The sequence below is a fragment of the Hansschlegelia sp. genome (assembly GCF_035538955.1).
GTDB lineage: Bacteria > Pseudomonadota > Alphaproteobacteria > Rhizobiales > Methylopilaceae > Methylopila.
Genome location: NZ_DATLJK010000008.1, coordinates 157,488 through 172,201 on the forward strand (window position 1 = coordinate 157,488; position 14,714 = coordinate 172,201).

10 protein-coding genes and 1 tRNA gene are annotated in these 14,714 nt (G+C 69.0%); 6 read left to right on the forward strand and 5 right to left on the reverse strand.

What is annotated here, in order from left to right:
- Window positions 1–74: 74 nt before the first annotated feature.
- Together VM780_RS04000 and cpdR are read right to left on the reverse strand one after the other, a co-directional pair.
- A tRNA-Val gene (locus VM780_RS04000) sits at window positions 75–149 on the reverse strand.
- Between the two features lie 324 nt (window positions 150–473).
- On the reverse strand, window positions 474–842 hold the full coding sequence (gene cpdR, locus VM780_RS04005) for a cell cycle two-component system response regulator CpdR (RefSeq protein WP_325445366.1): 369 nt from the start codon (window positions 840–842) through the stop codon (window positions 474–476).
- A 165-nt stretch (window positions 843–1,007) separates the two neighbouring features.
- On the opposite strand from cpdR, the gene VM780_RS04010 reads away from it, so the two are divergent.
- The 3 genes from VM780_RS04010 to VM780_RS04020 all read left to right on the forward strand — a co-directional run bounded on the left by VM780_RS04010 (window position 1,008) and on the right by VM780_RS04020 (window position 3,474).
- Complete coding sequence (locus VM780_RS04010; protein WP_414652784.1) at window positions 1,008–1,892, forward strand: N-formylglutamate amidohydrolase; 885 nt, start codon at window positions 1,008–1,010, stop codon at window positions 1,890–1,892.
- A 368-nt stretch (window positions 1,893–2,260) separates the two neighbouring features.
- The gene (hisN, locus tag VM780_RS04015) at window positions 2,261–3,046 is read left to right on the forward strand and encodes a histidinol-phosphatase (RefSeq protein WP_325445368.1); all 786 of its coding nucleotides are present in this window, start codon (window positions 2,261–2,263) and stop codon (window positions 3,044–3,046) included.
- Between the two features lie 8 nt (window positions 3,047–3,054).
- The gene (locus VM780_RS04020; protein WP_325445370.1) at window positions 3,055–3,474 is read left to right on the forward strand and encodes a DUF805 domain-containing protein; all 420 of its coding nucleotides are present in this window, start codon (window positions 3,055–3,057) and stop codon (window positions 3,472–3,474) included.
- Between the two features lie 7 nt (window positions 3,475–3,481).
- On the opposite strand, the gene VM780_RS04025 is transcribed toward VM780_RS04020, so the two are convergent.
- Window positions 3,482–4,477 (reverse strand): alpha/beta hydrolase, encoded by a 996-nt coding sequence (locus VM780_RS04025; protein ID WP_325445372.1) that lies wholly within the window; start codon window positions 4,475–4,477, stop codon window positions 3,482–3,484.
- A 209-nt stretch (window positions 4,478–4,686) separates the two neighbouring features.
- Here VM780_RS04025 and VM780_RS04030 point away from each other — a divergent pair, with 209 nt between their 5' ends.
- From VM780_RS04030 to VM780_RS04040, 3 genes are all read left to right on the forward strand, one after another.
- A complete protein-coding gene (locus VM780_RS04030; RefSeq protein ID WP_325445374.1) occupies window positions 4,687–5,166 on the forward strand; it encodes an Hsp20 family protein in 480 nt (159 codons plus the stop codon).
- A gap of 314 nt (window positions 5,167–5,480) precedes the next feature.
- The gene (gene gltB, locus VM780_RS04035) at window positions 5,481–10,193 is read left to right on the forward strand and encodes a glutamate synthase large subunit (RefSeq protein ID WP_414652785.1); all 4,713 of its coding nucleotides are present in this window, start codon (window positions 5,481–5,483) and stop codon (window positions 10,191–10,193) included.
- A 162-nt stretch (window positions 10,194–10,355) separates the two neighbouring features.
- The gene (locus tag VM780_RS04040; protein WP_325445376.1) at window positions 10,356–11,780 is read left to right on the forward strand and encodes a glutamate synthase subunit beta; all 1,425 of its coding nucleotides are present in this window, start codon (window positions 10,356–10,358) and stop codon (window positions 11,778–11,780) included.
- Between the two features lie 24 nt (window positions 11,781–11,804).
- Here VM780_RS04040 and VM780_RS04045 read toward each other — a convergent pair whose 3' ends face one another.
- The gene (locus VM780_RS04045) at window positions 11,805–13,313 is read right to left on the reverse strand and encodes a GDSL-type esterase/lipase family protein (RefSeq protein WP_325445378.1); all 1,509 of its coding nucleotides are present in this window, start codon (window positions 13,311–13,313) and stop codon (window positions 11,805–11,807) included.
- 52 nt (window positions 13,314–13,365) lie between these two features.
- Window positions 13,366–14,580, reverse strand: a complete 1,215-nt coding sequence (locus VM780_RS04050) for a lytic murein transglycosylase (RefSeq protein ID WP_325445380.1) — start codon at window positions 14,578–14,580, stop codon at window positions 13,366–13,368.
- Window positions 14,581–14,714 lie beyond the last annotated feature (134 nt).

Here is a 14,714-nt window from a genome sequence, read left to right on the forward strand (position 1 = left end):
TATCGGCGACGGTAATCGAATCGGCGGAAACGAAATCCCCGGCGCGCGCGTCGCCGCACGGCCGGGGATCAGAGTGGTGGGCGTGACAGGGATCGAACCTGTGACCCCTACCATGTCAAGGTAGTGCTCTCCCGCTGAGCTACACGCCCATTCGCCGGCCCGAAGGCCGGCGATGATGTCGTTCCGAGGTCCGCGCGGGACGGCCCCGAAGAGAGCGCGGCTATATCGGATCGCCGCAAAGCTGGCAAGCGCATGGAGCGGAACAGAACGCCCTCTGCGCGGCTTCCGTCATTGCCGACGGCTGCGCCACAATCGGAGCAGCCAGAGCGGCGTGCAGATGGCGGCGCCGAGCGCGAGGCCCTCGCCTGCGCCCTCGAGGCCGAGGCGATCCAGAACGCCGGACGCCCAGAGCAGAATCGCGCCGACGATTAACGCCAGCGGGACGATATCGCGTGTGGAGAGCAGAACGGCGCTCAGGCGGCCAGCAGCTTGTCGACTTCCGTCACCAGCTCGCGCAGGTGGAACGGCTTCGACAGGATCTTGGCGTCCTTCGGGGTCTGCGAGTCCGGGTTGAGGGCGACCGCCGCGAATCCGGTGATGAACATCACCTTGATGTCGGGGTCGAGCTGGGTCGCGCGGCGCGCGAGCTCGATGCCGTCCATCTCCGGCATCACGATGTCGGTGAGGAGCAGCTCGAACGGCTCTTCCCGCAGCCGGTGATAGGCCGACAGGCCATTGTCGAACGAGACGACCGAGTGGCCGGCGTTCTCGAGCGCCCGGACCAGGAAGCGGCGCATGTCGTCGTCGTCTTCGGCGAGGAGGATCTTGGTGTTGGCGTTCACTGAGAAAGAGCTCTGCATGTTCGCGCGAGGACCACGGATTCATCCCATAAGGGGACGCTTTGGTAAACAGATGGTTTCCGCCGCCACGACGATGGACAGCAGCGTCTTCCGCGGGCCACAATCGTTCGATCACCGCGGCGAGCGGCATTGAGGAAAGCGACGTTCTTGGACGAACCGGATCTCCTCGACCCGGCATTCGAGGTCATCGAGCCTGACGGCTCCCCCGCGGCCGTGACGTTCAACTCGCCGCATTCCGGAGCGCGTTACCCGGCGCGTTTTCTCGCCGCCTCGCGGCTCGACGCGCGGGCGCTGCGGCGCTCGGAAGACGCCTTCGTCGACGAGCTGTTCGGGGCCGCCCCGGAGTTCGGCGCGCCGCTGATGCGGGCGCATTTCCCCCGCGCGTTCCTGGACGTCAACCGCGAGCCCTACGAGCTCGATCCGCGCATGTTCGAAGGGCGGCTGCCGCCTTTCGCCAACACCCGCTCGCTGCGGGTCGCGGGCGGCCTCGGCACGATCGCCCGGATCGTCGGCGAGGCGCAGGAGATCTACGGCGCCCGACTGCCGGTCGGCGAAGCGCTCGACCGCATCGAGCTCATCTACAAGCCCTATCACCGCACGCTGCGGCGCGTGCTCGCGCGCGCCCACCGGCTGCACGGCGTCGCCGTGCTGGTCGACTGCCACTCCATGCCGTCGGTCGGACTGGCGCGCGACGAGCGCTCACGCGCCGATATCGTGCTCGGCGACCGCTACGGGGCGAGCTGCTCTCCGGCGCTCATCGGCTTTGCGGAAGAGACGCTGCGGAGCCTCGGCTTCAGCGTGGTCCGCAATCGGCCCTATGCGGGCGGCTACATCACCGAACATTACGGCGCGCCTGCGAGCGACTTCCACGCCCTGCAGATCGAGATCAACCGCGCGCTCTATATGGACGAGCGAAACCACTGCAAGACCGGGGGTTTCGAGCAGCTTCGCCAGAAGCTGACGGGGTTTGTCCAGCAGCTGGTTGAGGCCCCTTTCGGGGCTCTCGCCGCGCCGCGCGCCGCCGCCGAATAGGCGCTTCGGACGGCCTCCTATCGTCTGATAGGAAAAATCGTTGCAATCCGCCGCGGATGACGCCAATGTCCCGCTGCCTGGACAAAATGACCTAAAAAAAGGCCGCCCGCAGTTAAGCGAGCGGCCAAGTCTAGGGAGGAAACGCCCAAGGAGGGCAGCGGCGCTACGATCGAAGATCGCAATGCCGCGCCGCAATAAAATGCGGCTGCGCCGCACAAAAAGCAAGGGCAAAACGCTCTAATCGCCGGATGCGACGGCCTGTCGCATTAGCCGGCGATTTTTTTGCGCCCTGCGCCGAAGAGGCGTGACCGGCGCTATACACGGTCGGCCGGGCGCGCTCCCGAGTCGCTGTTCAGCGGATACACCGGATGACCGCCGTCGACTTCTCCGCCTTCGTCGATCGCCTCGCCGCCGCCTCGGCGCAGGCCATCCTGCCTTTCTTCAGAACCTCCATCGGGATCGAGGATAAGGGTCGCGGCTCGGGCTTCGATCCCGTGACGGCCGCCGACAAGGCCGGCGAGAGCGTGATGCGCGCTATCATCCGGGACACCTTCCCGGGCCATGGCGTGATCGGCGAAGAGCACGGCGACGAGGCGACGGATTCCGAATTCGTCTGGGTGCTGGATCCGATCGACGGCACACGCTCCTTCATCCTCGGGCTGCCGATCTGGGGCACTCTGATCGGATTGCTGCGCCGCGGCACGCCATGCTTCGGGCTGATGCATCAACCCTTCATCGGCGAAAGCTTCTCGGGCGACGGGATGAGCGCCTCCTATCGTGGCCCGGCCGGCACGCGCCGGCTCAGGACGCGCGGCTGCCGCAGGCTTGAGGACGCGATGCTGATGGCGACCTCGCCGACCATGTTCAACGAAGCGGAGCGCGCCGCCTTCGACGCGGTCTCGGCGCAGACCCGGCTGACGCGCTGGAGCGCCGACTGCTACGCCTACGCCATGCTGGCCTCCGGCCATCTCGACCTGATCATCGAGGCGGACCTGAAGCCGTTCGACATCGTCGCCCTGATCCCGCTGATCGAGGGCGCCGGCGGGGTGGTGACGAATTGGGAGGGCGAGCCCGCCAGCCGGGGCGGCCGAATCGTGGCGGCGGGCGATCGCCGGCTGCATGAGGCCGCGCTCGAGCGGCTCGCGCGCGGCTGAGCGGCCTCATGCTCGGGCGCATCAAGCGCGACTATCTCGGATTTGCGGGCCGCATTCCCCGGCTCGTCTACTGGCGGCGCTCGCTCGCGGCCGGCGTCGTCAGCTTCCTGCTGGTCGCCGCGGGCTGGCTGCTCGCGCCCTACAGCCAGCCGGGCTTCCTGATCCTGGACGCGCTCGCTTTCGCGATCTCCGCGCTGACGCTGGCGTCGCTCTCGGTGCGGCGGTTCCAGGACCACGGCCGCAATGGCTGGCTCGGGCTCGGCGTGCTGGTCGCCGCGGCGGCGGTCGCCTATGCGGGCCAGTTCGGCCTCGCGCCGCCTTATGCGGCTGTGCTGGGCGGCGCCGTCAGCCTCGCGCTCTTCGTCTATCTCGGCTTCGTCCGCGGCTCGCGCAGGGCCAACCACTACGGTCCCGACCCGCTCGCCTGAAGAGCGCTCAGCGGAGCGTGCGGCTGCCCGGCACGAAGGCGTCGAAGGCCGCCCAGAACAGGTCGCGGATGTCGTCGCGCTCGCTCATGATCTCATGGCGCGCCCCGCGCATCATCAGATGCCCTCCGCCCCTGAGCCGCGCCGTGAAGCTGGCGCCGGCGAGCGGATCGACGATGCGGTCGTCGCTGGCGGTCATGATCAGCGTCGGCACGCGGAACGACTCGGGCCGGCCGCGCGCAGCGATCGACGCCGTCGCCCGATAGGCGGCCCGCAACCAGCCGATCGTCGGCGCGCCGAGGCCGAGCTCCGGCGCGTGCCGGATCAGGGCCGCGGTCCGCTCATAGCGCGCCTGATCGGAGGTGACCGGATTGCCCTGAAACGGCAGTAGGGACATCGGCCGGTTGGTCCCGCCCGGCACGTAGGCTCCCGAAAGGCCGATCCCGCTCAGGCCCGCTGCAAGGCCGCGCGCCCATGCGCCGCTCACCCGGCGGGGAACGCCGATCAGCGGCGCGGTCAGCACCATGCGCTCGAACCATTGCGGCTGGCGCTCGCCCAAGCTGAGCAGGACCGGCGCCGACATCGAATGGCCGAGCGCGAAGAAGGGCGGCGGGCAGTCGGTGAAGACGAGCTGGCGCATCAGCGCCTCGGCGTCGAGCCGATAGTCGGCGAAATCCGCGACGTGCCCCTTCAGCGGGTTGCGCAGCAGGCGCTGCGATCCGCCCTGCCCGCGAAAATCAAGCGTCGCGACCGCAAAGCCCCGCGCCAGCAGGTCGCCGACGACCTCAGCGTATTTCTCGATGAACTCGATGCGGCCGTGAAACACGCAGACGGTGCCGCGCGCAGCCCCGGCGGGGCGCCATGAGGCGGCGCGCAGCCGCACGCCGTCGGCGGCCGTAAGAATCCGGAGGCGAGCGCCCGCCGGCGCGGCGGCCCCGGGCGGAAACAGCAGCGAGTCGAACGCCTGACGCGGCGGCGCAGGGCGTCGTGGGATGAAAAACGGCATCGCGGACCGGCCAGAGATCGAGCGGCCGGGCCGCTCCCCGTCCCTCTTATCAAACATCACTCGCGCCGTCGCCGCTCCCCTCTTGACGCTCTGCGGCGGACTTCCCACGTTTTGTCCGTCACAGGCCAACCGGCTGTGACGACAGGTGAAATCCGGTCCGGCCATGATGGCGGACCGAGCTTGTGTCGCTTCTTTCGGAGGATATGAGAATGCGCCAGTTCGACCTTGCCCCGCTTTACCGTTCGACCGTCGGGTTCGACCGTCTGTTCTCGCTGCTGGACAGCGTGGCGGGCGGGGATGCGTCGACGCCGGGCTATCCCCCCTACAACATCGAGCGCACCGCCGAGAACGCGTACCGGATCACGGTCGCGGTCGCCGGCTTCAGCGAGAAGGACCTCAACATCGAGGTCAAGGAGAGCACGCTTACCGTGCGCGGCGAGAAGGCCGCGGAGCAGCGGCAGAGCGAAGTTCTCCACCAGGGGATCGCCGCGCGCGCCTTTGAGCGCCGGTTCCAGCTCGCCGACCACGTCCAGGTGACGGGCGCGAACCTGGAGAACGGGCTGCTCCACATCGAGCTCGTGCGTGAGGTGCCGGAGGCCAAGAAGCCTCGCACCATCCCGATCGGCGCCGGCGCGAAGCCGGCTCAGATCGACGCGCAGGTGGTGGAGCCCCAGGCTCAGGCCGCGTAACCCGCTGAACGGCCCTGCCAGAGGCGTCCCGGGCGACCGGGGCGCCTTTTTTATTCGCGCGGGGCCGCTCCCGCCGACTTGTGCATCTGTCGGGGACGGGTTGACGCGGACGCTTTACCGACCGACGGTTTTCTGATTAAAGGTGCGCGATAGGACAGCAAGGCTGTCCATTTGCGAGCTGCGGCTGTGTTCGGGCGATTGCGGACGGTGCGGCGGCGGGCGGTCTCGGACCGGCCGGCCCCGTTTCGGCCGCCAAACGTGTGTGCGGCCGATTGGCGGGAGCGGCGGAAGCCGTCCCAGCGCGAGGAACGGCGATGACGAAGACCAGCGAGAGCGACCTGCGGAATCCCGGTCCCGTTGCGACCGCCACGCGTCGCGCGCCGACGGCGATCGACTCCGGCCTGCCGGCGTCGCAGGGGCTTTACGACCCGCGCCACGAGAAGGATTCCTGCGGCGTCGGCTTCGTGGTCGACATGAAGGGCCGCAAGAGCCACCAGATCATCGAGCACGGCATCAAGATCCTCGAGAATCTCGAGCATCGCGGCGCCGTGGGCGCCGACCCGCGCGCCGGCGACGGCGCCGGCATGCTGGTCCAGATCCCCCACAGGTTCTTCGCCGCGGAAGCCGAGCGGCTCGGCTTCACCCTGCCGGAGCCCGGCCATTACGCGGTCGGCCACGTGTTCGCGCCGCGCGACGCGGAGGCGATCGCGCACGTCAAGGCGGTGTTCGAACGCGTCATCGCCGACGAGGGCCAGATCTTCCTCGGCTGGCGCGAGGTGCCGACCGACAATTCCTCGCTCGGCGAGAGCGTGAAGCCGACCGAGCCTGCGCAGCTCCAGCTGTTTGTCGGCCGCTCCCCCTCGATCGAGAGCGAGGACGATTTCGAGCGCCGGCTGTTCATCCTGCGCAAGGTGGTGTCGACCGAGATCTACGGCGCCGATCCGCGCGCTTCGAGCTACTACCCCGTCTCGCTGTCCTGCCGGACCATCGTCTACAAGGGCATGTTCCTGGCCGACCAGTTGGCGGCCTATTACCCGGACCTGAAGGATGAGCGGTTCGAGAGCGCGCTCGCTCTTGTGCATCAGCGCTTCTCGACCAACACCTTCCCGACCTGGTCGCTCAGCCACCCCTACCGGATGGTCGCGCATAATGGCGAGATCAACACGCTGCGCGGCAACGTCAACTGGATGGCCGCGCGCCAGGCTTCGCTCGACAGCGAGCTCTACGGCAACGACATCTCGAAGCTTTGGCCGATTTCCTACGAGGGCCAGTCCGACACCGCCTGCCTCGACAACGCGCTCGAATTCCTCGTGCTGGGCGGCTACTCGCTGACCCACGCGGTGATGATGCTCGTGCCCGAGGCCTGGGCCGGCAACCCGCTGATGGATGAGCAGCGGCGCTCCTTCTACGAGTACCACGCCGCCATGATGGAGCCGTGGGACGGACCGGCCGCGGTCGCCTTCACGGACGGCCGGCAGATCGGCGCGACGCTCGACCGCAACGGCCTGCGCCCCGCGCGCTGGTTCCAGACCGACGACGACCTCGTCGTCATGGCGTCCGAGATGGGCGTGCTGCCGGTTCCGGAGGAGAAGATCGTCCGCAAGTGGCGGCTGCAGCCAGGCCGCATGCTGCTGATCGACCTCGAGCAGGGCCGCATCGTCTCCGACGAGGAGATCAAGGCCGAGCTCGCGGCGGCGCGGCCCTACAAGGAGTGGCTGAAGAAGACTCAGCTGGTGCTGGAGGACCTGCCTGACGCGCCGGCCCCGCGGCCGCGCGCCCAGGCGAGCCTCGTCGATCGCCAGCAGGCGTTCGGCTACACCCAGGAAGACGTCAAGCTGCTGCTGCCCCCGATGGCCACGATCGGCCAGGAGGCGGTCGGCTCGATGGGCACCGACACCCCGCTGTCGGCGCTCTCGACGCGCTCCAAGCTGCTCTACACCTACTTCAAGCAGAACTTCGCGCAGGTCACGAACCCGCCGATCGACCCGATCCGCGAGGAGCTCGTGATGAGCCTCGTGTCGTTCATCGGGCCGCGGCCGAACCTGTTCGATCTCGAGGGCTCCTCGAAGAAGAAGCGGCTCGAGGTGCGCCAGCCGATCCTCACCAATGAGGATCTGGAGAAGATCCGGGCGATCGACGACCTCGCCGAAAGCCATTTCCAGACCCGGACGCTTGACACCACCTACCCGGCCGAAAAGGGCGCCGCCGGCATGGCGGACGCCATCGAGCGGCTGTGCGAGCGCGCCGAGGCCGCGGTCCATGGCGGCTTCAACATCGTCGTGCTCTCCGACCGGCTGGTCGGCCCGAGCCGCATCGCGATCCCTGCGCTGCTGGCGACCGCGGCCGTGCACCACCACCTGATCCGCAAGGGCCTGCGCACCTCGGTCGGCCTCGTGGTCGAGTCCGGCGAGCCGCGCGAGATCCATCACTTCGCGGTGCTGGCGGGCTACGGCGCCGAGGCCATTAACCCCTATCTCGCCTTCGAGACGCTCGAGTCGATGCACAAGGCGCTCGACTTCCCCGAGCGGGTCGACGCGCGCGAAGTGCAGACCCGCTACATCAAGTCGATCGGCAAGGGGCTGCTCAAGGTCATGTCCAAGATGGGCATCTCGACCTACCAGTCCTATTGCGGCGCGCAGATCTTCGACGCGGTCGGTCTGTCGAAGGAATTCGTCGACAAGTTCTTCTACGGCACCGCGACCCCCATTGGCGGCGTCGGCCTGCCGGAGATCGCCGAGGAGACTGTGCGGCGGCACACGCTCGCCTTCTCCGACGTGCCGGTGCTGCGCTCCGCGCTTGAGGTGGGCGGCGAGTACGCCTACCGGATGCGCGGCGAGGACCACGCCTGGACGCCGGAGTCGGTCGCCGACCTTCAGCACGCCGTGCGGCAGCGCTCCTTCGCCAAATATTCCGACTTCGCGCGCGAGATGAACGAGCAGGCCGAGCGGCTGCTGACGCTGCGCGGCCTGTTCCGGATCCGCCCGGCTCAGGAGCGCGGCCGCGAGCCGGTCGCGATCGAGGACGTCGAGCCGGCTTCCGAGATCGTCAAGCGGTTCTCGACCGGCGCGATGTCGTTCGGCTCGATCTCGCGCGAGGCCCACGAGACGCTCGCGATCGCCATGAATCGGATCGGCGGCAAGTCGAACACCGGCGAGGGCGGCGAGGAGCCGGAGCGCTTCACGCGTCTGCCGAACGGCGATTCCAAGCGCTCGGCCATCAAGCAGGTGGCGTCCGGCCGGTTCGGCGTCTCGGCCGAGTACTTGGTCAATGGCGACATGATCCAGATCAAGGTCGCGCAGGGCGCCAAGCCCGGCGAAGGCGGCCAGTTGCCCGGCCACAAGGTCGACGCGGCGATCGCGAAGGTGCGGCGCTCGACCCCGGGGGTCGGCCTGATCTCGCCGCCGCCGCATCATGACATCTACTCGATCGAGGACCTGGCGCAGCTCATCTACGACCTGAAGAACGTCAACCCGGCGGCTGACGTCTCGGTCAAGCTCGTCTCCGAGGTCGGCGTGGGCACGGTCGCGGCGGGCGTCGCCAAGGCGCGCGCCGACCACATCACCATCTCGGGCTTCGAGGGCGGCACCGGGGCGAGCCCGCTGACCTCGCTCAAGCACGCGGGCGGCCCGTGGGAGACCGGCCTCGCCGAAACCCAGCAGACGCTGGTCATGAACCGGCTGCGCGGCCGCGTCCGCCTGCAGGTCGACGGCGGCCTCCGCACGGGTCGCGACGTCGTCATCGGCGCGCTGCTCGGCGCCGACGAGTACGGCTTCTCGACCGCGCCGCTGATCGCCGCCGGCTGTCTGATGATGCGCAAGTGCCACCTCAATACCTGCCCGGTCGGCATCGCCACGCAGGACCCGGTGCTGCGCAAGCGCTTCAAGGGCACGCCCGAGAACGTCATCGACTATCTGTTCTTCGTCGCCGAAGAGGTCCGCCTGCTGCTCGCCGAGATGGGCTTCACCAGCCTCGGCGAGGTGGTCGGCCGCGCCGACCTGCTCGACAAGCGCGAGGCCATCGGACACTGGAAGGCGCGCGGCCTCGACTTCACCAAGCTGTTCGCGAAGCCCGTCGTCGGCGCCGACGTCGCGATCCGGCACGCCGAGCGGCAGGACCACCATCTCGAGCAGGTGCTCGACCGCACGCTGATCGAGGCGGCGCGTCCCGCGCTCGAGAATGGCGAGCCGGTGGTGATCGAGCACAAGATCATCAGCCGAAACCGGGCCGCGGGCGCGATGCTTTCGGGCGAGGTCGCCAAGCGCTACGGCAGCCAGGGCCTTCCGGACGACACCATCACGGTCAAGCTGACCGGCACCGCCGGCCAGAGCTTCGGGGCGTTCCTCGCCGCCGGCGTGACGATCGAGCTGACCGGCGAGGCCAACGACTATGTCGGCAAGGGGCTCTCGGGCGGCCGCATCGTCATCAAGCCCGCGGACAACGCCGGCATCACCGCTGAGGACTCGATCATCGTCGGCAACACCGTGCTGTACGGCGCGATCGAGGGCGAGTGCTACTTCCGCGGCGTCGCCGGCGAGCGCTTCGCGGTGCGCAATTCGGGCGCGATCGCGGTCGTGGAAGGCGCAGGCGATCATGGCTGCGAATACATGACAGGCGGCGTCGTGGTGGTGCTCGGCAAGACCGGGCGCAACTTCGCGGCCGGCATGTCGGGCGGCGTCGCCTATGTGCTGGACGAGGCTGGCGACTTCGCCGCGCGCTGCAACCTCTCGATGGTCGATCTCGAGCCGGTGCCTGAAGAGGAGGAGCTTCTCGAGGAGCTTCATCACCATGGCGGCGACCTGGAGTTCAAGGGCCGAATCCATGTCGATCCGGACATGACGCGCCACGACGAGGAGCGGCTGAAGCAGCTCATCTCGGCGCATCTCGCCCACACCGGGTCGGCGCGCGCCAAGGCGATCCTCGACGACTGGGCCTCCTATCGGAACAAGTTCGTCAAGGTGATGCCGGTCGAGTACCGCCGCGCGCTGCGCGAAATGGAGAAGGCGCGCAGCCTGCAGGCGGCGGAGTGAAGCGCCGCCGCGACTAGCGTCCTCGTCCCGGACAGCCTAATAGGGCCGCTCCGGGACCCTTATCAGAACGGGTCTAATCGCCACGCCCGCCGGGTCTGAAGACCGCGACGGCCGTGGCGCGCGGACACACGAACGGGGCCTCCGCGAGGAGGAAGCCAGGAAATGGGCAAGGTCACAGGTTTTCTCGAGATCGAGCGGCAGGAGGCGCGGTATCAGCCGGCCTCCGACCGGATCCGTCATTTCCGCGAATTCACCCTGCCGCTGTCGGACGCGGAAGTCGGCAAGCAGGCGGCGCGCTGCATGGATTGCGGCATTCCGTTCTGCCACGGCCCGCAGGGCTGTCCGGTCCACAACCAGATCCCGGACTGGAACGACCTGATCTACGCCGACGACTGGCAGGAGGCCTCTCGCAACCTCCATTCCACCAACAACTTTCCGGAGTTCACCGGGCGCATCTGCCCGGCTCCTTGCGAGGAGGCCTGCACGCTGAACCTCGAAAACATCCCGGTCGCGATCAAGACGATCGAGCAGGCGATCGGCGACAAGGCGTGGGCCAACGGCTGGGTCGTCCCGGAGCCGGCGGAGCACAAGACGGGCCGCAAGGTCGCCATCGTGGGCTCGGGCCCGGCCGGCATGGCGGCCGCCCAGCAGCTCGCCCGCGTCGGCCACGAGGTCCACGTCTATGAGCGCGAGCCGAAGGCCGGCGGCCTGATGCGCTACGGCATCCCGGACTTCAAGATGGAGAAGCGCCACATCGATCGCCGGATCGAGCAGATGGAGGCCGAGGGCGTGGTCTTCCATTACGGCGTCAATGTCGGCGTCGACATGAGCGTCGACGAGCTGGTCGCCGGCCATGACGCCGTGCTGTTCGCCGGCGGCGCCGAGAAGCCGCGCGACCCGCAGCTGCCGGGCCAGGAGCTCGAGGGCGTCCACTACGCGATGCCGTATCTCGTCCAGCAGAACCGTCGCAACGGATTCGAGAACCATGTCCCCGAGGCGACGGTCGAGGCCAGCGCCAAGCATGTGGTGGTGATCGGCGGCGGCGACACGGCCTCGGACTGCGTCGGCACCGCGTTCCGCCAGGGCGCGATCCGGGTCACGCAGCTCGACATCCGGCCGGTGCCGCCGAAGATCGAGGACAAGCTGATCACCTGGCCCTATTGGCCGACGAAGTTCCGCACCTCGTCGAGCCAGGCGGAAGGCGCCGAGCGCGAGTTCGCCGCCGTCACGCTCGGCATCGAGGGCAAGAACGGCAGGGTCACGGGCGTGCGCTGCGCGCGCGCCGACGCCAAGCGCCAGCCCATCCCCGGCACCGAGTTCGTCATCAAGGCCGACCTCGTCTTCATCGCGCTCGGCTTCTCGGGCCCCGTGTTCGAAGGCCTGGTCGAGCAGTCGGGGGTCGCGCTCGACAAGCGCGGCAACGTGCTGGCGGACGATGAGAACTACGTCACCTCGAACCCCAAGGTGTTCGCGGCCGGCGACATGCGTCGCGGCCAGTCGCTGGTGGTGTGGGCGATCCGCGAGGGCCGGCAGGCCGCGCGCGCGATCGACGTGTTTCTGACCGGCGCCACCACCCTGCCGCGCTGACGGAGCGCGAACCGCAGATCTCGTTCAGGGCCGCGCCTGCGGCTCCTGGGGAGGCGGCGCGCCTGCGGGCGGCTCGGGTGGCGTCGCGTCGTGGGCGCCCGCCTGAGGCGCCGCTTCGGGCGCCGCCGGGGCGGCCGGCTTAGCCTCCGCTTCCGGCTTGGCGTCCGCCTTGGCCGGCGTCGCCGCAGGCCAGCGGTGGTCGTCGAGCCGACCCGGCTCGGCGTCCAGGGTCTCGCCCTTCACCAGCACCCGCTCGGCGTCCGGCGAAGCGTCGCGCGCCGGGACCGCCATGGCGGCGGCTGCGAGCGCGCCGCCTTCCGCCTTGCGCGGCGCGGTCAGCACGATCAGCGGGCTCGAGATCGGGCGCGGGCGGTTCACATCGTCCGGCGCGCCAGGCGCCGGCTGCGGATCGCCTTCAGGCGCGACCGCGCCGATCATGGCCGCTGGATCCGCCGTCGAAGGCCGGTAGACCTTGCGGATCTCGCGCTCGACATAGTGCGCGAGTTTGCGGGCGCCGGCGCGCGAGAAATGCACGCCGTCGTCGAGCCTCAGTCGGCCGATCTGCCCGTCGAGTTGCGGGCCGTCGGCCATATAGCCGCCGTCCTCGTCGACGAAGCCCTCCCAGACGTCCACATAGACGCCGCCCGCGGCCTCGACGCGCTCCTTGATCAGCGCGTTCAGCGCGGTGTGGTCGGCGCTGGCCTTGCGGCTCTCGCTTGGCGCGAGCCCGACCCAGTAGACCGGGATCTTCTTTTCCTTGAACGGGGCGAGCAGCGCGTCGATCCGGCCGACATAGCGCCTGGTCCAATCACCCGAAAGCGGCGCGGCCTGGCGCATGTCGATAAAGGGCTGCCGGTCGTTCACGCCGACATCGATCACCGCATAAGTGATCTGCTCGTTCTCGACCGCCTTTCTGGCGTCCTCGACCACGTCGAAATAATCCGACCGCACGAGACCCGCATTGGCTTTTACGTGACGGCGGACCGCAAGGCCCGGCGCATCCACGAAAGCCTCCTCCAGCCCGCCCGCGAGTTCGTCGGCCACCGTGTCGCCGAACACGGCCACGAAGGTGTCCGGCGCGGCCTTGGGCAGCGCGACCACGTTCGGCGGCAGCGGCGTCTTGGCCGGATCGGTCGGCGGCGGCCTGCGCCGCACGGTTCTGCGCTGGGGCCGGACCTCGACGGCGCCGGGATCGCGACGCGCCCGCCAGTCGCCGGCGTCGTCGTCATCCTCGCGCGAGCCGAACAGCCGCTGCAGGAACGGGATCGGGAACACGGAGCGGGGCCGGGAGGACTCGGCGGAGCGCCGCGCCTCCGCCTGGCGACGCGCCACCTGATCGCGGCGGTAATATTGCAGCCGTTGCTGAAAGTAGGCGTCGTCGTCCGCATAGCGGCGCTGACGCACGGCCCGCTCAGAGGGCGGCGGACCCTCATAGTAGCGGCGGTAATAATCCTGCGCCCCCGCGCTCGGCGCGAAGGCGAGCATCTGAGCGGCGAAGATCGCCAGCAGCGCGCCCAGGAGCAGCCGTTTCATGCGGATCACGCTACCACGCCACGCTCAACCCGCCAACGCGGCGGGCCGGCGCTCAGCGCGCCGTCTGGAGACGGCGCAGCAGAGAGACGCTGGCGTAGCCGGTCGGCGCGAGCCCTTGGGCCTTCTGGTAGGACATGATCGCCAACCGCGTCGCCGGACCGATCTTGCCGTCCGGCTCGCCCACCTCGAAGCCCATGCGGGCGAGCCGCGCCTGCAGCTCGAAACGGCTCTGTTCGTCCAGCGGGCGATCGTGGTTCAGCCACTCGGTCACGAAGGGGCCGCCGCCGCGGATGCGATCGGAGAGATGGCCGACCGCCAGCGCATAGGCGTCGGCGTTGTTGTAGCGTTTGATGACCCGGTAGTTCTGCAGCATCAGGAAGGCGGGCCCGCCCGCCCCTCCAGGCATGAACAGCGTCGCGCGTGCGGCGCCGCCCGGCAGCGGGCGCCCGGCGACGCGCTCTGCGCCGGCGGCGCGCCACTGCGCCAGCGACATGGTCTGGCCCGACTTCGCGCCCGGAGGCGGCGCGACCTCGTAGCCCCAGGTCTGCCCAGGCTGCCAGCCGTGCTTGTGCAGATAATTGGCCGTCGACGCCAGCGCGTCCGGAACCGAGGTCCAGATGTCGCGCTTGCCGTCGCCGTCGCCGTCGGCTGCGTAGGCCTTGTAGCTCGTCGGCATGAACTGCGTCTGGCCCATCGCGCCAGCCCATGAGCCGACCATCCGGTCGGGCGTGATGTCGCCGTGCTGCAGGATCTGGAGGGCGGCGATGAGCTCCTTACGGAAGAATTGCGGGCGCTTCGGCTGGCAGCAGGCGAGCGTCGCGAGCGCCTCGATCACGTTATGGCCGCCCATCGAGGCGCCGTAATTGGTCTCCATACCCCACACCGCCAGCACGGCGTAGCGGTCGACGCCGTAGGCGCGCTCGATGCGCCCCAGCAGGTCGTTCCACTGCGCATAGTTCTGCTTGCCGGCCGCGATGCGAGTGTCGGAGACTTGGGTGTCGACATATTGAGCGATCGTCAGCTTGAACTCGAGCTGCGTCTGCGACTTGGCGATCGCTTCGGTGTCGAGCCGGACGTTGCGGAAGGCGCGATCCACCGTGGCGGGGCTGACGCCGGCGCGGGCGGCGTCGGGCTTGAGCCCCGCGATGAAGGCCGCGAGCCGCGGGTCCGCCTGGGCGGACGCCGGAGTGACCGCCATCGTGGCGGCCAGCCCCATGGCTGCGGCGGCGAGGACGCGCAGCACGCGCGTGCGGGTTCCGATCGTCATGGCGCAGTCTCCCGGCGACGTCCGGCCCTTAAGGCGGCCGGCGCCGCTGCTCTGGATGTTCGGCCCGAGAATACGCTTCAGAGTTTGCATTCCGTTAACCGCGTTCCAATCCCGCTTTGATACGCCGATCGCGG